19 protein-coding genes, 1 tRNA gene and 1 riboswitch are annotated in these 19,671 nt (G+C 43.2%); all 20 genes read right to left on the reverse strand.

Annotated elements, in window-relative coordinates; genetic code table 11:
- Positions 1-12 precede the first annotated feature (12 nt).
- Positions 13-894 (reverse strand): response regulator, encoded by an 882-nt coding sequence (locus OC538_RS04605; RefSeq protein WP_251694250.1) that lies wholly within the window; start codon positions 892-894, stop codon positions 13-15.
- A gap of 6 nt (positions 895-900) precedes the next feature.
- Positions 901-2,169 carry a sensor histidine kinase gene (locus OC538_RS04610; RefSeq protein WP_251694249.1) on the reverse strand — a complete coding sequence of 423 codons (1,269 nt, stop codon included), beginning with the start codon at positions 2,167-2,169 and terminating at the stop codon, positions 901-903.
- Positions 2,170-2,333: 164 nt separating this feature from the next.
- The gene (locus OC538_RS04615) at positions 2,334-2,990 is read right to left on the reverse strand and encodes a carboxymuconolactone decarboxylase family protein (protein WP_251694248.1); all 657 of its coding nucleotides are present in this window, start codon (positions 2,988-2,990) and stop codon (positions 2,334-2,336) included.
- Between the two features lie 60 nt (positions 2,991-3,050).
- On the reverse strand, positions 3,051-4,754 hold the full coding sequence (gene acsA, locus OC538_RS04620; protein ID WP_251694247.1) for an acetate--CoA ligase: 1,704 nt from the start codon (positions 4,752-4,754) through the stop codon (positions 3,051-3,053).
- 1 nt (position 4,755) lies between these two features.
- The gene (locus OC538_RS04625; protein WP_251694246.1) at positions 4,756-5,475 is read right to left on the reverse strand and encodes an ABC transporter ATP-binding protein; all 720 of its coding nucleotides are present in this window, start codon (positions 5,473-5,475) and stop codon (positions 4,756-4,758) included.
- A 13-nt stretch (positions 5,476-5,488) separates the two neighbouring features.
- Entirely contained in the window at positions 5,489-6,328 is an 840-nt protein-coding gene (locus tag OC538_RS04630) for an ABC transporter permease (protein ID WP_251694245.1), read from the reverse strand.
- Between the two features lie 16 nt (positions 6,329-6,344).
- On the reverse strand, positions 6,345-7,328 hold the full coding sequence (locus OC538_RS04635; protein WP_251694244.1) for an aliphatic sulfonate ABC transporter substrate-binding protein: 984 nt from the start codon (positions 7,326-7,328) through the stop codon (positions 6,345-6,347).
- Positions 7,329-7,487: 159 nt separating this feature from the next.
- Positions 7,488-7,597, reverse strand: a riboswitch (SAM riboswitch).
- Positions 7,598-7,758: 161 nt separating this feature from the next.
- On the reverse strand, positions 7,759-9,201 hold the full coding sequence (locus OC538_RS04640) for a VWA domain-containing protein (RefSeq protein WP_251694243.1): 1,443 nt from the start codon (positions 9,199-9,201) through the stop codon (positions 7,759-7,761).
- A gap of 15 nt (positions 9,202-9,216) precedes the next feature.
- Complete coding sequence (locus OC538_RS04645) at positions 9,217-10,392, reverse strand: AAA family ATPase (RefSeq protein ID WP_251694242.1); 1,176 nt, start codon at positions 10,390-10,392, stop codon at positions 9,217-9,219.
- A 1,347-nt stretch (positions 10,393-11,739) separates the two neighbouring features.
- Positions 11,740-11,813 (reverse strand) — tRNA-Arg (locus tag OC538_RS04650).
- A gap of 71 nt (positions 11,814-11,884) precedes the next feature.
- Complete coding sequence (locus OC538_RS04655) at positions 11,885-12,385, reverse strand: metallophosphoesterase (RefSeq protein ID WP_251694241.1); 501 nt, start codon at positions 12,383-12,385, stop codon at positions 11,885-11,887.
- Positions 12,382-12,996 (reverse strand): XTP/dITP diphosphatase, encoded by a 615-nt coding sequence (locus OC538_RS04660; protein ID WP_251694240.1) that lies wholly within the window; start codon positions 12,994-12,996, stop codon positions 12,382-12,384. The genes OC538_RS04655 and OC538_RS04660 overlap by 4 nt, the downstream gene beginning before the upstream one ends.
- Entirely contained in the window at positions 12,993-13,751 is a 759-nt protein-coding gene (gene rph / locus OC538_RS04665) for a ribonuclease PH (protein ID WP_251695258.1), read from the reverse strand. Before rph ends, OC538_RS04660 begins: the two co-directional genes overlap by 4 nt.
- Positions 13,752-13,832: 81 nt before the next feature.
- Complete coding sequence (gene racE / locus OC538_RS04670; RefSeq protein WP_262173502.1) at positions 13,833-14,657, reverse strand: glutamate racemase; 825 nt, start codon at positions 14,655-14,657, stop codon at positions 13,833-13,835.
- Positions 14,654-15,094 carry a MarR family winged helix-turn-helix transcriptional regulator gene (locus OC538_RS04675; RefSeq protein WP_251695256.1) on the reverse strand — a complete coding sequence of 147 codons (441 nt, stop codon included), beginning with the start codon at positions 15,092-15,094 and terminating at the stop codon, positions 14,654-14,656. The genes racE and OC538_RS04675 overlap by 4 nt, the downstream gene beginning before the upstream one ends.
- A gap of 190 nt (positions 15,095-15,284) precedes the next feature.
- Positions 15,285-15,497, reverse strand: a complete 213-nt coding sequence (locus tag OC538_RS04680) for a helix-turn-helix domain-containing protein (protein WP_251627222.1) — start codon at positions 15,495-15,497, stop codon at positions 15,285-15,287.
- A gap of 87 nt (positions 15,498-15,584) precedes the next feature.
- Entirely contained in the window at positions 15,585-16,028 is a 444-nt protein-coding gene (locus OC538_RS04685) for an acyl-CoA thioesterase (RefSeq protein WP_251694239.1), read from the reverse strand.
- Between the two features lie 279 nt (positions 16,029-16,307).
- Complete coding sequence (gene sdhB, locus OC538_RS04690; protein ID WP_251694238.1) at positions 16,308-17,117, reverse strand: succinate dehydrogenase iron-sulfur subunit; 810 nt, start codon at positions 17,115-17,117, stop codon at positions 16,308-16,310.
- Positions 17,114-18,868 (reverse strand): succinate dehydrogenase flavoprotein subunit, encoded by a 1,755-nt coding sequence (gene sdhA / locus OC538_RS04695; protein WP_251694237.1) that lies wholly within the window; start codon positions 18,866-18,868, stop codon positions 17,114-17,116. Before sdhA ends, sdhB begins: the two co-directional genes overlap by 4 nt.
- A gap of 55 nt (positions 18,869-18,923) precedes the next feature.
- Positions 18,924-19,535, reverse strand: a complete 612-nt coding sequence (locus OC538_RS04700) for a succinate dehydrogenase cytochrome b558 subunit (RefSeq protein ID WP_251694236.1) — start codon at positions 19,533-19,535, stop codon at positions 18,924-18,926.
- Between the last annotated feature and the right edge of the window lie 136 nt (positions 19,536-19,671).

Genomic DNA, 19,671 nt, shown 5'->3' on the forward strand with positions numbered 1-19,671 from the left:
GAAAAATCTTCATTACCGCTTATACCTTTCGCCTGTTTCAATATAGAGCACTTGTAGGAACTTCTTTATATTAATTTTTAATCGGGAAGGAGTTGGGAGGTCATCTTCTATTTGTTTCATGCGTAGGCGAATGTCCTGGAAGTCGAAATAGCGCGGTGCATAATATTCGAATTGAGGCGATGTATAATCAACTACTCCCATCGAGGCTAGGTTGTTGACTGCGGCTGCGATTGTTCTTCGGATCCGCTGCTCAATCGCCTTGCTTTCTTTTGTAATATCAACATTCTCCATATCCCTGGCGGCCGCTTCATATAAGTCCTTTAATGGCGGCAACTGCGATGGCCGGTTTTGCTGTTGCATTAGTAAGTCCATAATGGCTACGATATCATCGCTGCCTGCCTCTCCAACAATCCCCATATCGTTTAAAATGGAACGAACAATTTCACTCACACTGTGTCGCATTGGTTGTTCACCAACCGATCCGATATTTGCTAGCGATTCCCGAATCGTTTGCAGCGATTGCTGAAGCCGATAGTTTTCTTTAGTCTTCGTTAAAATACTTCGAACTTCCACACGATTAATGGGCTTATGAATAAAGAACTCCACACCTTTTTCGTACGCTTCACCAACCATTTCCTTATTGACGACTTGAGAAATCATGATGAACTGACCCTTGAATCCTTGCTCTTTCAAATGTTCCATCGTTTCGATGCCATCAAGTTCCGGCATGAGAAAATCAATCAGTACAACGTCAGGCTGCGTAGACATTATAAGAACAAGTGATTTCACACCATTTTCCGCCTCGCCTGCCACATAGCCAAGCTCCTCTTCTATGATAATCTGCTCAAGCATTCTCCGGCATGCCAAATCATCATCTACAATAAAATAACGCACGATAGATCACCTCATTACTAAAGTATGTGCAGGAATCCGTATTTGAAAAACCGTTCCTTTTTCTGGTGTTTCAATATGAATCTCCCCTTGCAGTGTCTGAACAATCTGTTGGACATGGGATAGACCAATGCCAGTCGCCGCCACGCCCTGCTCATTGAACTTCGTTGTATAGCCAGGTTCAAACAGTATAGGGATATCTTCTTTTCGAATCCCTTTGCCTGTATCCCTGATTGTGATGCGCAGATCATCCGCTTCTTCGAATATGCGAATGTCAACGGTACCCGTATGTGTAATCGATTCAACTGCATTGGCCGTTACATTATTCAATAAAGCCAATAGCGGGATATGCTGATCCGTTTCATAATCAACTGTCATCGTTAAGCGGAAATTGACAGTCCTCTTCAATAACTCGCTATAATTCCGATTCGATGTAATTACAAGTTCAAGCAGATCGGACAAGAGAAAGAAATCAGCGCTCTTTTCTTTTGTAATGTTAGACAATCCTGCTACTATCCGCTGAGAATCCTTTTTCACTTCATGGATTTCTTGTGCAATGGCTAGCGCCTGCACACTCAAGTCATGTAGATTCTTTTGCTTTAACTTCCGGTACAAATCATGGCTGGCGGCCGTTACTTGTTCGATATGATTCATCGACTTCTGTAAATATAACGACTCCGCATACAGATTCGAACCGATTCCGAGCATTTCCCGCACTCGCTTTTTCTGCTCAGATACCATAATTGAACTATAAAGGCCAACGACGAAAAAGCTGCGGAACATCGCCACACCGGCAATCAACGCCAAGTCTTTCCACATCAGACCGCCACGGTCCAGCATGACTATGCGCATGATGCTTTCCGAACCGTTCCCGACAAACTCAAAAAATGAAGCCAAAGCCCCTAACATGAGCGGAGCTGCCCGATACTTGTCAAGATGGATGATATGAAAACCCATCGCAAAGACAACATAATATAACAAAATAGGCATATGATGCTGGAAACTCTCCGTAAACGAAACAGACATTGTCGTCATTTCAATACCTGTCCGAAAAACAACGACAGTCAAGCCAGTCACCAAACCTGTCAACGGAAGAGATCCGGCTGGACGAATGAGGAGGAGAAGGAAAAAAGCAATGCTCCCTAAACCAAAACGAAAATACTCTCCATTGAAAGGAATAAGTTTAAACTCCCCCGCTATGGCCGTCAATAAAGCCGTCAACAATAAAGCTGTAAGGTCAATTTTAAGTTTTTTGGGGGTTAATTGCTTATTTATCATATACTATCTCCTATTATAAGAAATAATCTCCTTTGGAAATTATATCATGACAGGTATTCATTCGTTTTATAAATGTATTATTTACTAAAGAAAAAGCGATGCAAGCGTTACTTTTTCAACGCTTGCATCGCATTTAAACTAATAAGGGAATACACTACACTGTTTTATGAATCATATGCATTTAATGCATTCACGCTGTGAGCGAGCGCTGAACCTGCTTTTAATGCAGTTGCTACCATAATCGATTCTGCTAGTTCTTCCTTTGTTGCGCCTGCACCTTTTGCACCCTTCGTATGGATGTCAATACAGTACGGGCAGCCCGTAGTATGTGCAACAGCTACAGCAATCAATTCTTTCTCTTTTACACTTAAGATGCTATCTTTCATTGATTTTGTATCAAAATCAACAAACGACTTAAAGACATCTCCATTTAGGGTTGAGAACTCCTTCAATCTAGTAAAATAGGACGCTTTGTATAATTCATCATCGACCGTTTGATCGTATGCATTTAATGCATTCACTCCATGAGCAAGCGCTGATCCTGCTTTTAAAGCCGTTGCAACCAAGGTGGATTCCGCCATTTCTTCCTTCGTAACATCCTCTGACTTCGCTGCTTTCACGTGAACTTCAATACAATATGGACATCCTGTCGTATGGGCTACAGCAATGGCTATTAGTTCTTTTAGCTTCTTGGATAGTTTCCCCTCAGACAGGGCCAGTTTGTCAAATTGTGCATAAGCCTTGAACGCTTCTGGTACAAGATCACTTAATTCCCCAAGACGGTTAAAATATGATTTTCTGTACAATTCTTCTTTACTCATTATTTCATTTCCTCCTCAATATATCTTTTCTAGTGTTTAAATTCTAGAACTCTACAATTGTTACGCGTTTACTTTTTGAAGCTCCCTTGCTTTCAATTCACGTCGAAGGATTTTTCCGCTTATTGGTGTCTTCGGCAGTTCCTCAAGAAATTCAATTTCTCTAGGTGCAGCATGAGCAGCAAGCCCACTTCGGACAAAAAGACGTAGTTCCTGCAATAACGCATCACTTGCTTCAAATCCATCCCGTAAAACGATAAACGCCTTCACGATTTCTCCTCTCACAGCATCCGGCTTCCCAATCACACCGACCTCTGCAACAGACGGATGTTCAATCAATTTACTCTCCACTTCGAACGGACCGATGCGCTCACCAGAAGAATTGATCATATCGTCGCTCCTGCCTTGGAAGAATATATAACCGTTGTCATCGATTGTCGCCAAATCACCGGACACATACCATCCCTCGAACGGGAAGTACGTCGAATACTTTGCAGGATCTTTCCACACTTCCCGCAACAAGGCAGGCCAATTTGCTTTCAAAGCTAAGTGTCCTACTTCGCCAGACGCAAGCTTTTCTCCATCATCTCCTAGAATTGCCGCTTCAATTCCTGGAAACGGTCTTCCCATAGATCCTGGAATGATGTTATCGGAGGGCAGATTTACAATGAGTTGAGCCCCTGTTTCTGTCATCCACCATGTATCATGGATTCTGTTTGACAACGTCTTAATCCCCCAACGAATCACTTCGGGATTTAACGGCTCGCCCACGCTTAAGATATGCCGGATTTTCGATAAATCATAAGTAGCTGTCTTATAATCCCCTTCCGCCATTAACATTCTGAAAGCTGTCGGCGCACTATACCAAACAGTGACACCGGATTTCTCCAAGACGGAATACCATTCATCGGCATTGAATCTGCCACCGTGAATGACAATGGTCGCCCGGTTTAGCAATGGAGCGAATACTCCATATACCGTCCCTGTAACCCAACCTGGGTGTGCTGTGCACCAATAAACATCCTCCTCTTTCAAATCCAACACCCATCTGCCTGTGATATATTGTTGGATCATAGCTCGATGAGAATGGATAATTCCTTTTGGCCGACCTGTCGAACCACTCGTATAATGAATATTAAGCGCATGATCCAACCCTACCCACTCGATGAGATCGTCTTCAACCTCAACAGCTCTCGCTTCCTCAAACAACGAGATTTCATCATCCTTACATTGTTCCGGCTCTGCCGTAATGAACACTGTTTTCAATGACGGCAACTCGGCACGCGGAACCCGTTTTATGAACTCAGGTGAAGCAATTAAATACGTTCCCTCACAATCTGCAATCCGCTCCTTCACTGCATCTTCCATGAATGCTTCAAAAAGTGGTCCGACAACAGCCCCCAGTTTAATGGCAGCAAGCATCGCGATATGGCAATCAGGATGCTTCGGTAAAAAGATAAAGACGAAGTCCCCTTTTTTCACCCCTCTCTTTTTCAAAACAGTAGCCCACAGATCTGATTTCGCCTTCAATTCACGATATGTTACTGTATACTCTTCGTTTTCTGCAAAATAATGCAGAGCGACTTTCTCTCCGTATCCTTCCACTACATGGCGATCCACACATTCATAAGCCATATTCACTTTTCCGGAATCATACCAACTAAAATTTGATTCGATACTTTCCCATGTGAAATCTTTTCTTGAAGGAAGTTCAGCTGAAATATTGTAATTTCCTTCTAATGGACGAATTACTTCCTCATTTGCCATGTTAGATAACCTCCTTCTCGATATGTAAAAGCTCAAGGATTTCTGCTTTTTTCCCCGCTAAAAACGAATCTCCTCGATTCCTCGGTTTCGGTACATCAATCGATAATTCCGCTTGCAATGTCCCGGGCTGACCACCGAGGATAAAAATCCGGTCGCATAAGTATAGAGCTTCGTCTATGTCGTGTGTAACGACTACCATCGTTGTTAAACGGTTCTGTTGGATTTTCAATAATAAATCTTGCAATTGCATTTTAGTGAAGGCATCCAATGCACTAAAAGGTTCATCAAGAAGCAAGACATCGGGCTCTCCAATAAGTGCACGGGCAATTGCGGTTCGCTGTGCCATACCTCCGGACAAGTCTTTCGGATAATGAGCGTCGAAGTCAGACAAACCGACAAGATTCAAATACTCATGGACGGTTTCTTGTTTCTCCTTCTCATCTTTCGCCCCGAATAAAATATTCTCTTTTACTGTAAGCCAAGGCATCAATCTTGGCTCTTGAAAGATCATCCCGATTGGCTGATCCCCTACACCCCCAATTTCAATTGCCCCTTCATAATTCTGATCAAGTCCCGATAAAACGCGCAGCAATGTACTTTTCCCACAACCACTCGTTCCCAGAATTCCAACAGTTTCCCCTTCCTTTATTGAAAATGAGATGTTGTTGAATCCTGCAAGCCCGTTATTGAATGTCCTCGTTGCCTCTTTCACTTTCAACATTGAAACCCCTCCGTCATAGTTGGTTTTGTAGATTGTCTTGCCACTTCAATGCACGTGATTCCAATGCTTTCAACAGGGAATCAGTCGCTTTCCCTAACAATGCAAACAAAATAATACTGGCAATAATGAGCTCCGGTGAGTACGTGTTCTGACCAACGACAAGTAAATAGCCAAGGCCTTGACTGGCACCCATCAGCTCGGCAGCAACGACGAACATCCAGCCCAATCCGACACCGCTGCGTAATCCTACAAGAAATGATGGAAGTGAAGCGGGCAGGATGATACGACGAATAATTTGCAACGGTGTGAAATGATAGATCTTACCGACTTCAATCAACTTCCGATCGACCCCTTGAATACCCGAGACGATATTCAAATAGATCGGAAAGAACACACCGACAGCGATTAACATCACTTTGGATGACTCTCCAATACCCATCCACAGGATGAACAACGGAACCCACGCTAGTGAGGGAATCGAGCGAAAGGCTTGAATTAATGGATCCATCAACTGTTCAAACCATTTAAAATAACCAACGATGGATCCAAGTACAACCGCGGCAATTGTTCCTGCCAGAAACCCGATCAGGACACGAAAGAACGTAATTCCTACATGTCCCCAGAGTGTGCCTTCTTGGGCTAATTCGATATTTTTTTGCAAAATGGTTGTCGGAGCGGGAAAGACATAGGCATCGAGCCAATTGAAACGGACAGCCGCTTCCCAAACGACTAAAAGAATGAACGGAATGATCAAGCCAAGCGCTAAACCCCTCACCTTATTTTCAAAGTTTACTTTGACCAACTTTTTTCCTTTCACTTTAAACAATTCTTTTTCGTCAATATTGACCGTCATGTCTATTCCCCCTAATTCATTCGATTACTTTTTTTGCAAACTGATCATTAATCAATTCTTCGACAATCTTTGTGACATCCACATTGCCTTTAATTACGTTCTCTGATTGCAACACTTCACCCGCTGCAGTTAACGCTTCGATTTGCTTTGAGCCAGGGATTGAATCCGAAAAGTCGTTACGTTCTAAACTCTTTTGGGCCACTTCTAATGGCATCTCTGCTTCTTGTGCAAGTATATCGGCTGCCTCTTCCGGATTTTTCATAACCCACTTCCGCGCTTTTTCGTACACCTCAATCACTGTTTCTACGACTTCAGGATGTTGTTCAGCAAAGTCTGATCGGACATTCAGTGTTCCGTACGTATTTTTTTCATGGTCTCGTAAAAATAATTTGGCACCAGAATCGACTTCAACTTTTGCCATATGTGGATCGAGCCCTGCCCATGCTTCTACTTGACCCGTTAGAAGGGCGTTAGCTCCATCAGAGTGCTGCAAATTCACAATTTCCAAGTCCTTTGATGACAAGCCAACTTCCTGTAACGAACGGAGAAGGAAAATATATGGATCCGTTCCTAGCGTCGCAGCTACTTTCTTTCCCTTCAATTGTTCAATTGACGTGATGTCTGAATCCCCTGTTGCCACAAGTGCAGTCCATTCAGGCTTTGAATAGATATAGACTGATTCAATCGGAGAACCGTTTGACTTGGCAATTAACGCAGCAGCTCCAGCTGTCGAACCGAAGTCGACACTTTTTGAATTTAGGAATTCAAGTGCTTTATTACTTCCGTGGCTGAGTACCCATTCCACCTTAATCCCTTGTTCTTCAAACGCCTCTTCTGCCCAACCAAATTCTTTTAACGCTAGGCTAGTTGGTGAGTAATAGGCATAATCCAATACAACTTTATTTAATTTCTTTTTTTCTATCCCTTCACCAGATGAGCAAGCTGTCATTAGGACCGTTGCACCCATCACCATTAGCAGTAAGACAATCAATCTTCTCATGTTCATTTCCTCCTAAATTCATTTTTATATTGAAATTCAATTCAATCCAATTTGTAATTGCACCGATTGGTATAGTCGGATTTGAGCTTATGAATAACTAGATTTTTATTTATCCATATGAAAAACCCTCTTCATAAGAAGAGGGCTGCAGAATTCCTCCTCTTATCTTCCAGGCTCAAACACCTGTAGGATGTAGCACCTTTACAGAAATACATCTGTTGGTTGCCGGGCTTCTTCGGGCCTATTCCCTCCGCCACTCGTAATAAGAGTTGTATGTAGTTGTTAAAATCATTTTTATTGCTTCAACTGATTGAAAATTAGTATAAACATATATAAATAAATTGTCAACCTTATAATTCATATTATATTAATAATTCAAATTGATATTCCGTATCGAATTGTTACTCCCCGCCCCTTTAAAGTGCCTCCTTTAAATTTCAAATGCAGCATGACTTCCCTCGTCTTCAAAGTCTTTCACCATGACAACTTTATCGGAAAACTGTTCCGCAGTGTTTGTGCTGTTACCTATAATAAAGGATAGGACATTAAAGACTTTCTCTTTTTTCTTCTTACTGAACTCTTCAAGGAATGAATCTTTTATGCTGTCTTCACCGTCCGTAACAAACACTACATCAGCTTTTTTAAAACGGCTTTCACTAATAACATTTAGCGATTTACAAAGGGGTAAGGAAAAATCCGTCCCACCGCTCAAGAAGGTTTGTGCCAGCTTCACCATATCTGAAATCTTTATTTTTCCCTTTTCATATGTAAACACTTGTAAGCGCGTGGAAAATAAAATCAAACAAAAATCCCTTCTCTGCTTTCTGGCAATCGACATGAGGGCTAACGTGAACCCTTTGGATTGAGTATCAAGGTGTTGCATACTACCTGACTGATCCAAGCAAAGTATGATTGGACCTTTCCCAAGTACCTCTTTTCCTTCCTGTTCATATATCATCGTCTGACCTTCTACAAACCGACGAAGAAAGTCGTTCCTCGTTATTGGATGCATGTACAATCCCAGCTCCATCGGCAACAATCGTTCAATATTGGAGCCTATTGTTACTCCGCTTCTCCCCATTGCCTCGCTATATTTGACCTTTTGTTTTTTTCGGGCTGCCTGTTTGAATCGACCAGCCCAGTCTGCAATTTCTTTCATTTTTTTATCGGAAGCTATCTTCTCTGCTAGCAATAGTTGGTCTCGTAGAGGAACTTTTTTCAGTTCTGCATCCCCACTGCCAGCTCGGGTGCCCCCAAGTAAAGAGTTAAGAGCCTCCTTCACCTGCACTGTTTCTTGCATAGCTCGAACCAATGCTTGTGAAAAGCTATCACAGTTGCCTTGGAGCATCTGTTGCAATTTCTCATCGAATCTATCCATGGACCTTGTAATTTTCTCTTCTATTGCACGACTTCCATTTTCCGCCTCTTCTTGCCACTCCTGTCTTTGGAGTAGCCTTTGCATTGCGAGAATTTCCTGCATCTGCTCATCAAAATCTTCATCTTCCTTTTTTTGGTCAATGAGCCATTGGTTCACCATCCTCCCGATTTTGATCGTGCCGATAGCTGACGACAAATCATCCAAACGGGTGATGCCTCGATAGGTAGCAAAGTTTTCATCCTCCATGATTCTTTCCATGAGTGATTTATTAATCTTTAGGACACCGTTAATGTCACCTTCAATAATGTCAGGTTTCATTTTGTATAAGGAAGCCCAAATATCTGCTAGTAATGAATCGAACATCGGTAGTATACCTTCAGCTCTTACCTGTTGAAGTCCCGATGACATATCGAAAATCTCTCTGAAACGTCTTTTATCGAACGCGTCCGTATTCAAAACCGATTGATTGCCATTGTAATTTTTATGACTCTTCACAAAGATTATCCCCTTTCACATTTTAAAAAAGGTGCTGGCAGATTCCTTCTGTTCATTTCGAGCATCAAAATACCAAGGCTCTAAAATCTTATTCAAGATTTCATGTTCCATCGAAGTCAATTTATCAAGTAATGCGTCGATATCAGCCTTCCGACTATGATAATCACTTTTGAGTTTTTTTAAATCTGCCACTAAGGTTTTCATTTTATGAGTCGCCTCCATTCCATACTCGGTCGTAGGATCCTGAAGTACAGTGTAGAACACTTCATTTGCCTCGTTTTGTATGGAATGAAGGATCTGAGTAACGACATCTTGTGAATGATTTCGGATAACGGAAGACACTACATCTTTTTGGTCCACCGTTTCCCATAGGACATTTTCAAGGATGACAATGTCGGATACATTCACAACTTGTCTCTGGCTTATCAACGCCTTCGCTTGAAGTATGGACAGCGACTGTTTAAAACGCCTGTCCGAAGGGCGTATCCCTTCGTCACGTAATTCATTTCGAATTTCCGACAGTATTTCATACACTTCATCCGGTATTGAAACACTGTCCGTCAACAACTGAAGTTGAATCAATTCGTCCATCGTCATGGAAGGCAAAAACTGATTCCTACCGGTTCCCTTCATCATCGAAACAAAATTCGTTTGATCTGCGATATAATCCAACTCGAACCGTAGTAAGAACCTGTCAAATAAAGCTTCCAGCCCTTCCCCTTCTTCAGGGTATTCGTTAGAAGCCCCAATAACTGAAATTAAGGGTGCCTTTCCGGGTGTTCCGGAATTATAGAAAACTCTTTCGTTTATAAGCGTCAGCAAGCTGTTCAAGATTGCAGAATTGGCTTTAAAAATCTCATCCAGGAAAACAAGATTGGCTTCCGGCATTTTAGATGCTGTATTCCGCTTGTATATGCCTTTCTCAAGATCTTTCAACGACAACGGGCCAAAAACTTCTTCAGGTGTGCTGAACCTAGTTAGTAACCATTGGAAGTATTCTGTTCCGTGTATGATTTTTGCCAACTCAACAGCCAATGCAGATTTCGCAGTTCCGGCGGGTCCAATCATGAGCATATGCTGTCTCGAAAGCAGGGCGACAAGAATCCCTTCAACCTCGTTCTCCCGTTCAAAATACTTCGCAGTAAGTGCCAGTCTGATTTCCTGTAACTTTTTCAAATTCGCCATAGTCATTTTCTATATCTCCTTACCTTTTGTAATGTGTATAATAATTTCTTCACATTACAGTCTGAAGGATACTAAGTCATTTTAATCTGCCGATGACTAAGTTTTCGTGCAAGTGATTGCTGCAACGATGAAAAAGCGCCGCAAACGTTGAAGTCACAACGGTTGCAGCGCTTTTTATCAAAAATTATTAAATACAACCCTGGGGGACGTAAATCTGTACCAATAAACGTTGTTGTTATGATGTTTCCTAGAACATTGTATTGTATTTGTGTTGCGTTTATATAATCCCCTCAATAATTTCTTGATCTAGTTAATGCACAAATTGCGCCCACTACTCATTTTTTCTCTAACCAGTCCTTAATCATTGGTTACTTTTCTCCTTACCTAACATAGTGATTAACTTATCTAATTTTCCTTCTATTCTTCTATTGATTTGAATTGTTTTTTGTTGATTAATCAATAGTAAACTAAACATTAATGCTAGAAAACAAATGAATGAGATGCCCAATAATACCATCATATTTATCTAACTCCTTTCACTAGGATAAATGATTTCTAAAGCTATTCCTCTTGGAAAATACTCCGCAACCCATAAAAAAGCTTCATCTTTGACTGAACTTTTTGCGAGGAAGTTGACAAATATATTTAGGCAATGCTAATGGTTGTGCTGGAAAATTGAAATTATATCTGCATTTCCACTATTATCCGTAAGGTATACATTGGACGAGCTAGCAGCTTGCTAAAGTTACTCAAAGTATTTGAAGAAAACACCCACTTTCTTTTGATATTAACACATAAAATTTAACACTAGTATCGGGAAATTTTTTTAGGTTATACTTCTTAATTTCGGACCAAGCCGAAATAATGGGCTTTCACAATTCATTAAGGAAGTTCGTTGAATCAATTTTCCACAATTTCATTTGGGTATTCTTAATAGTTTCTGGCGAGCAGAGTTAATCTACTGAACACACAAGGTTCACATCCGCTATTTGGGCTTGTCCTCATTTTGAATGGGAGAACTGGGAACAGAAGAAAGTAGATGCCCTCTTTTGCCTTGCTTCCACAAACTCTAATACATGAAGTACATTCTCCTCAGAGAGCCCCGTTTATAGCCCTTCGTTTAGAGTCAGTAGATCAATCTTTTTATACTTCTAAATCAACTTGGAGAACCCGCCATCTGCCTCAAACTTTGGGGACATGGCTAGTACGTCGAATGTGTAAAATTCGTATTAAATGATTTCATTTCCTTACATTCTAGAACATATTCTCCGAAAAACAAATAATGACCGTACACGCTGTGATATCAACGTGTACGGTCATTATTTTCATTTCTTATTATAGTTCATCTTAATACGTCCCAGGAGGGATTCGAACCCCCGACCCACAGCTTAGAAGGCTGTTGCTCTATCCAACTGAGCTACTGAGACAAGTTCATTTAGCAACAACTGATTGCCAACGACAAACTTTATTATAGGCAGGCTGACTGGAAAAGTCAACACTAATTTACGATATTTTTCATATCCGCTGTAATTATGGTTTCCATGTCCATGTTTTTGAAGTATATCCGATAGCTGCCATCCCATTCAATTTCTGCAAAGGTAGGCTGCTTGCCCGCCCTCGGAAGCAATGCGCTTCCTGGATTGACAAATAATATACCTTCCCTCAATTCAGCCGCATATGAGTGGGAATGGCCGAACAGTACGATATCCGCACCGAGTTCCTGCGCTCCGTAATACAAAGGCAGCATTGTCCGTTTGACGTCGTGCTCGTGTCCGTGCACCATCCAAATTTTCTTGCCGCCCACTTCAACGATGACCGAATCCGGAAAACGTAGATCCCTATCACAGTTTCCTTTCACGATATGGATAGTATGCAATAGCGGGTCATCCCATGACAATTCACTGTCACCACAATGGAAAACAGCATCCGCTTGCAACGCGGAAACGGTCTTCACCGTTTCCTTATCGCCATGCGAATCACTCATCACAATGATCTTCATTGCCTTTCACCTAACGAATCCAACAGCTGTGGCAAATGCTCTTTCAACTGTCGAAGAGCCGCACCCCGGTGGGATATCTGCCCTTTTTCCTCAGGTGTCAATTCAGCCATCGCCCTTCCTTTATCCGGTGAATAAAAAATCGGATCATAACCGAAACCGTTCGTACCTCTTCGCTCTTCGAGAATCAACCCTTCACAGCTTCCCGAAAACGTGACAGTCTCAATACCCGGTCCTGCGACGGCAAGGACGCAACGGAATCGTGCCGTCCGATCCACTTCTGACACTCCCTGAAGCTCTGACAGCACTTTGTCGATATTCGCATCATCATTCTTCGGCTCACCCGCATAACGCGCAGAATAGACGCCTGGAGCCCCTTGCAGCTCATCGATCTCCAGTCCACTATCATCCGAGATGACCGTAATGCCTAACAGTTCGGAGACAGTCTCGGCCTTCAAGACTGCGTTTTCTTCGAAAGTGACGCCCGTCTCTTCTACATCAATGTCCTGTTCCAGATCGTTCAATGTTTGCACTTCAAAACCATATGGGCTAAAAAGCGTTTCAAAATCCTTCGCTTTCCCTTTATTGTTCGTCGCAATCAATATCTTCTTCATTCTACTTCGTCAACCTTTCCGCCAATTAGCGCATCAATCTCACCAAGCGCTTCCTTTTGAATGGCGATTAGCCGCTGGATGCCTGATTCCGCAAGTTCGACAAGATCATTCATTTCTTGCCTAGTGAACGTCGCTTCCTCGCCGGTTCCCTGCAATTCAACGAATTCCCCTGCCCCCGTCATGACGACGTTCATATCGACAGCGGCTGTTGAATCTTCCGGATAATCAAGATCAAGAATCAAAGCACCTTCAACCGTCTTACCTACACTGATTGCGGCCAAATAGTCTTTAATCGGAAAGCGGCTAAGCTCCTTCTCCTTTGCCAATTTGGAGACAGCGATGCTCGTTGCAACAAAGGCTCCTGTAATGGCCGCTGTACGAGTGCCTCCATCCGCTTGGATTACATCGCAGTCAATCCAGAGCGTACGTTCACCAAGAGCACCAAGATCGGTTACAGCACGCAGAGCGCGTCCGATCAACCGTTGTATTTCCATCGTTCTGCCGCCGACTTTTCCACGTGAGGATTCCCGTTGAGTCCGCTGGCCAGTAGCACGAGGGAGCATGGAGTATTCAGCTGTCACCCAGCCTTGTCCACTTCCTCTTAGAAAAGGTGGAACCCTTTCCTCAATGGACGCAGTGCAAATCACTTTCGTATTTCCGAAAGAGATCAATACTGATCCTTCTGGATGAATCAGATAATCCGTTTCGATCGTCACTGGCCTTCCCATCTCTGCAGTTCTTCCATCATGCCTCATATTGGATACACCCTCCACAAATTTCAATTCAGCATCCATCTTACCACACTCATTTTCGTCATAGCAAAAACCCGGTTGCCTTTATTGGCAGCCGGGTTTACCTAGTACAATATTTCTAACGTCGGGATTTTCGATGCCGAGCCAATCGGTTGCAATCGATTTAAACCCTTCCATTTGTCCTGTAGTATAAAAAATTGGATCTTTCCGTCTGCCGGAGCTGTTCGCCAGGTCGAATCTAGCCAACGTATTCTCCACATCCCGAACCGTCTCATATGCAGATGAGACAATATTCACACCTGCGGGCAGTTGTTCCTGGATGTGATCGTGCAGAAGTGGATAATGCGTACAGCCTAAAATGGCCGTGTCGAACTGTAAATGTACTATTGGCTCCAACGATTTTTTCATGATTGGTCGAATGTCGCTTTGTTTGTATTGACCACTTTCAACAAGAGGAACAAACTCAGGACAAGCTAATGGAATAATGTCTGCCCCCTCCGAAATAGAGGAGATGGCATATTCGTATGCCTTGCTTTTAATCGTGCCGACCGTACCTAAGACTGCGATTCTCCCGGTAGATGATACTTGCACCGCCGCCCGTGCTCCCGGTTCAATTACTCCCAACACAGGAAAAGGGAATCGTTCACGCAATAGATCCAGCGTCACCGCTGTAGCCGTATTGCAAGCGACAACCAGCATTTTAATACCCATTCCTGCAAGTGCTGTAGCCATCTCCATCGTAAATTCCTTCACTTCTTCAACTGAACGTGGCCCATATGGACAACGCGCATCATCGCCAATATAAATAATGGTTTCATCGGGTAAAAATTGTGCCATTTCTTTTACGACGGTCAATCCGCCGACACCGGAATCAATGACTCCGATCGGTGCTTCATTCCAAATCTTCAATCCTTGATCATCTCTTTGTGCAGTTTTGTCAACAATCGGGAAAACTCGTTTATTTCCACCTCTGAAAAATCTTCGAGAACTGCATTTAAATAATTCCGTCGTTTGTCGATCACTTCTTCGATGATGCGTTCACCCTCGCCTAATAGATGAATGCGTACGACACGGCGATCCTGTTCATCACGCACCCTCTTAACGAGCTTGTTATTTTCCATACGATCGACGAGATCTGTAGTCGTGCTGAATGCCAGATACATTTTATTCGACAAATCGCCGATTGTCATGTCCCCATGCTCGAACAACCATTGCAACGCAATGAATTGGGGAGGTGTAATCGTATAATTGCTTAAAATTTTACGGCCTTGCTGTTTAATGATTCCAGATATATATCGGAGTTCCTTTTCCATCCGAGCAATGTTCTCGGTGCCTTCAAGACTCATTGCGTTTTGTTCCGCCACATATACCAGCTCCCTGAAAACGAATACTGTTTACTTATTGTCACCTTTTTCGTCATATAACGCAACAGTTTAAGGAGGATAATAAGTATTTAATTATTTCAGGAAGCTGAGCATATTCATGTATATGACGGTTCATAACGAGTCAGGCATCAAGGAACGACAATAGATTTTCTCAATTCAGTTTCAGTTCCCCTAATCGCAACAATTCGACAATCGCTTGAGCCCTTCCGGATACTCCTAATTTCTGAATAGTATTCGAAATATGATTCCGGACGGTTTTTTCGCTAATGCCGAGCCGTCCTGCGATTTCCTTCGTCGTATGATCATCTACTAATAGATTAAAGATTTCTCGCTCCCTTGCTGTAAGCAAAGAACGGTTTTTCATTTCTCCTGTCAAGACGCGCCCCCTCCTATCCACGTTCACTTTACAATATGTGAAGATGGTTTAGGCTGTGCCGGCTCGTTCATCATTTTACAAGGAAAAACCGGATTTTTGATCATCTTTCCAAGGAACGGCTTTACCTGTTGTCCTATCTATTTGTACAATCGTTCCTCTTCCAGTAAATACGATTTCGCCCTTTGCGTTTCTCGCCAAATAATGAATGTCGACTGAGCTGTTTCCTATTGATGCAGCTTTGACATAAATCGACAATTGTTCATCGAAGAATACTTGTTTCATATAGTCGCATTGGAGATCGGCAACGACTGGTATTGTCGTTCCGTTCGGATCAAGCCAGTCAACCATGTGACCAACATGCTTTAAATATTCGATTCGTGCATATTCAAAATATGCGAAGGTGACTGTGTTGTTTAAATGGCCGTACATGTCCGTTTCTGAAAAACGCACGGATACTGGCACTGAAAATGTGAACTCTTCCATCCACTGTTTCATGTCTTCAATATATGCAATCCTCAACAATCCCACTCCCTTTATAAAAATGAATGAACATTCATTCTTTTATTATAGCAAATAGAGTGTAAACAGCCAATAGAATACCGGTTTTTCAATTTCATACAGCTGGCTTTCGACGTACGATAGACCGGTTTGGACGCTCAGGCGGCTGCTTTGGACGCGGAATGCCTCGGTTTGGACGCGCAGTTGGCCGGTTTGGACGCGAGAGTACTTTATGACAAAAAAGAACTGTCACAGAAAGTCAGTTTCGACTTTCCGGACAGTTCTTTTAATCGATTGAAATCAGTCAACCATATGGTCACTTCCGAAGAAGTTTTTGAACATTTGTACTGTTGTTGCACGGTTCATCGCAGCGATGGAAGTCGTCAAAGGAATTCCTTTCGGACATGCGACGACACAGTTTTGCGAGTTACCGCATTCGCCGATTCCTCCGTCGGACATAATTGTTTCCAGGCGCTCGTCTTTGTTCATCGCACCAGTTGGATGTGAGTTGAAAAGACGGACTTGGGACAATAGCGCAGGTCCGATGAAGTTCGTTTTGTCGTTGACGTTCGGGCAAGCCTCTAGGCAGACACCGCATGTCATACATTTGGACAATTCGTAAGCCCATTGGCGTTTACGTTCAGGCATACGAGGACCTTCGCCTAAATCGTATGTTCCGTCGATCGGGATCCAGGCTTTAATTCGTTTAAGGGAATCAAACATGAATTCACGGTCAACAACAAGGTCACGCACAACCGGGAATGTTCTCATCGGCTCTAGGCGGATCGGCTGTGTAAGCTGATCGACCAAAGCTGTACAGGATTGGCGAGGGCGTCCGTTGATCACCATTGAACATGCGCCGCAAACTTCTTCAAGGCAGTTCATGTCCCAGTTGATTGGTGTCGTCTTCTTCCCGTCGGCATTCACCGGGTTACGACGAATCTCCATGAGGGCGGAAATGACGTTCATATTCGGTCTGTATGGGATTTCAAAGCTTTCCATATATGGTTTTGAATCAGGAGTATCTTGTCGCTGAATTTCAAATTTGACCGTTTTTCCTGCAGTTGGCTGTTCAAGGACAGCTGTTGTTTGCTCAGTCACTAATGTCAATCTCCTTTCTTCGCTGAATAGTCACGTTTACGCGGCGGAATAAAGGATACATCCACTTCTTCATAAGAAAGGATCGGCGCAGATTTCCCGTCGAATTCTGCAATCGTCGTTTTCAAGAAGTTTTCGTCGTCACGGTTCGGGAAGTCCGGTTTGTAATGTGCACCACGGCTCTCATTACGATTTAGCGCTCCCAAAGTGATGACTCGTGCCAAGTATAGCATGTTTTTCAACTGGCGAGTAAATGTCGCGCCTTGGTTTGACCATTGTTGCGTATCCACAATATTGATGTTTTCGTAGCGCTCAAGAAGCTCTTGGATCTTGTAGTCCGTTTCTTGCAATTTATCATTATATCGGACAACCGTTACGTTATCTGTCATGATTTCGCCGAGTTCCCTATGCAGAATATATGCATTCTCGTTGCCATCCAACTTTAACGTATCGTCCCATTTTTGCTGTTCTTCTTTCACAGCAGATTCAAACAATGTGGAAGGAAGCTCATCAGCAGTGCGTTTTACGCCGCGCATATACTTGACCGCTTCCGGACCTGCAACCATTCCGCCATAGATGGCAGATAGCAAGGAGTTCGCTCCAAGGCGGTTCGCACCGTGCTGGGAGTAATCACATTCGCCAGCTGCAAACAGACCAGGAATATTCGTCTGCTGCTCGTAATCGACCCAAAGTCCGCCCATTGAGTAATGGACCGCAGGGAAGATTTTCATTGGCAATTTGCGAGGATCATCACCAGTGAATTTTTCATAGATTTCAATGATGCCGCCCAGTTTGATATCAAGCTCTTTCGGATCTTTGTGGGAAAGGTCAAGGTATACCATGTTCTCCCCGTTAATTCCCAATTTCTGATTTACGCAGACATCAAAAATTTCACGTGTCGCAATATCACGTGGTACCAAGTTTCCGTAATCCGGATATTTCTCTTCAAGGAAGTACCATGGCTTACCATCTTTATATGTCCAAATACGGCCGCCTTCACCACGAGCAGATTCACTCATAAGACGTAGTTTGTCGTCTCCCGGGATTGCAGTAGGATGAATTTGGATAAATTCACCATTCGCATATTTAGCCCCTTGTTGATACACTATCGAAGCTGCGGAACCTGTATTGATTACTGAGTTAGTCGATTTACCGAAGATGATTCCAGGTCCGCCAGTCGCCATAATGACCGCGTCTCCAGGGAACGCCTTAATTTCCATGGACTGCATGTTCTGTGCTTTGATCCCACGGCAAATTCCTTCTTCATCCATGATGACGCCAAGGAATTCCCAGTGCTCATACTTCTGAACAAGACCCGCCACCTCATGACGGCGAACTTGTTCGTCCAATGCATATAGAAGTTGTTGGCCAGTCGTAGCGCCAGCAAATGCTGTACGGTGATGCAACGTACCGCCAAAACGACGGAAATCCAATAATCCTTCAGGTGTGCGGTTGAACATGACACCCATCCGGTCCATCAAGTGGATGATCCCAGGAGCCGCCTCCGCCATTGCTTTAACGGGAGGTTGGTTCGCTAGGAAGTCCCCGCCATAAACAGTGTCATCAAAGTGGATTGCAGGCGAGTCGCCCTCACCTTTCGTATTCACTGCGCCGTTGATGCCGCCTTGCGCACAAACGGAGTGGGAGCGTTTTACCGGAACGAGTGAGAACAGGTCTACCCCGACCCCTTCTTCCGCAGCTTTGATAGTTGCCATCAAGCCGGCAAGTCCGCCACCGACGACAATCAATCTGCCTTTTGCCATTATTGTTTCACTCCTCAAATTTTACATATACTTGTAATTCAGGAACTAGATTGTATTAGACAACGAATGCCAATAAAGCTTGTACGCCTATTACGGAAAGAACTAAGAATGCTACGATAGTAATGTAAGAAACGATTTTTTGCGAGCGTGGCGATTGTGCAATCCCCCACGTAACTGCGAACGACCATAGGCCATTTGCCAAGTGGAATGTCGCTGCCAAAACACCTGCAATATAGAACGCAAGCATGAATGGATTAGAAAGGATCTCTTCCATCATGTTGAAGTTCACTTCTGCCCCAAGTGCTTTTTGGATTCTCGTTTCATAGATATGCCACGCTATGAAAATGACTAGGAAAACGCCTGTTACACGTTGCAACATGAACATCCAGTTACGGAATGTACCGTAGCGCTGAACATTATTTTTCGCAGTGAAAGCTATGTACACACCATAAAACGCATGGAACATTAACGGAATATAGATAATGAACCATTCCAAGAACAGGACGAACGGCAAGCTCCCCATGAAATTGGATGCGTTATTGAACGCTTCTTCACCGCGCGTTGCAAAATGGTTGATGACCAAGTGTTGAGCGAGGAACAACCCAACCGGAATAACTCCGAGCAATGAATGCAGTCGGCGCAAGTAAAAATCTGATTCTCTCGACAAGTCTTTTACCCTCCCTTTTTAAGAGATATATCCGAAAAGCGTCGTCACTGTTTGTACAAATGATAGACGTTGACGGCATGCCTCTTAATGGTACAATATGATAACATGTTCATTGTACTCCTCACTTTTGAGGAGG

The organism is Saccharococcus sp. Marseille-Q5394 (assembly GCF_946901335.1).
GTDB lineage: Bacteria > Bacillota > Bacilli > Bacillales_A > Planococcaceae > Sporosarcina > Sporosarcina luteola_C.

What these genes read in the sequence shown, in the direction of transcription:
- OC538_RS04625 (WP_251694246.1), bottom strand. Translation starts at nt 5,475, where the DNA reads ATGTTGAAAGTGAAAGAGGCAACGAGGACATTCAATAACGGGCTTGCA.
- OC538_RS04615 (WP_251694248.1), bottom strand. Translation starts at nt 2,990, where the DNA reads ATGAGTAAAGAAGAATTGTACAGAAAATCATATTTTAACCGTCTTGGG.
- OC538_RS04655 (WP_251694241.1), bottom strand. Translation starts at nt 12,385, where the DNA reads ATGAAGATCATTGTGATGAGTGATTCGCATGGCGATAAGGAAACGGTG.
- OC538_RS04630 (WP_251694245.1), bottom strand. Translation starts at nt 6,328, where the DNA reads ATGACGGTCAATATTGACGAAAAAGAATTGTTTAAAGTGAAAGGAAAA.
- OC538_RS04675 (WP_251695256.1), bottom strand. Translation starts at nt 15,094, where the DNA reads ATGAGTCTTGAAGGCACCGAGAACATTGCTCGGATGGAAAAGGAACTC.
- rph (WP_251695258.1), bottom strand. Translation starts at nt 13,751, where the DNA reads ATGAGGCATGATGGAAGAACTGCAGAGATGGGAAGGCCAGTGACGATC.
- OC538_RS04645 (WP_251694242.1), bottom strand. Translation starts at nt 10,392, where the DNA reads ATGACTATGGCGAATTTGAAAAAGTTACAGGAAATCAGACTGGCACTT.
- OC538_RS04610 (WP_251694249.1), bottom strand. Translation starts at nt 2,169, where the DNA reads ATGATAAATAAGCAATTAACCCCCAAAAAACTTAAAATTGACCTTACA.
- OC538_RS04680 (WP_251627222.1), bottom strand. Translation starts at nt 15,497, where the DNA reads ATGAAAAACCGTTCTTTGCTTACAGCAAGGGAGCGAGAAATCTTTAAT.
- acsA (WP_251694247.1), bottom strand. Translation starts at nt 4,754, where the DNA reads ATGGCAAATGAGGAAGTAATTCGTCCATTAGAAGGAAATTACAATATT.
- sdhA (WP_251694237.1), bottom strand. Translation starts at nt 18,868, where the DNA reads ATGGCAAAAGGCAGATTGATTGTCGTCGGTGGCGGACTTGCCGGCTTG.
- OC538_RS04635 (WP_251694244.1), bottom strand. Translation starts at nt 7,328, where the DNA reads ATGAGAAGATTGATTGTCTTACTGCTAATGGTGATGGGTGCAACGGTC.
- OC538_RS04660 (WP_251694240.1), bottom strand. Translation starts at nt 12,996, where the DNA reads ATGAAGAAGATATTGATTGCGACGAACAATAAAGGGAAAGCGAAGGAT.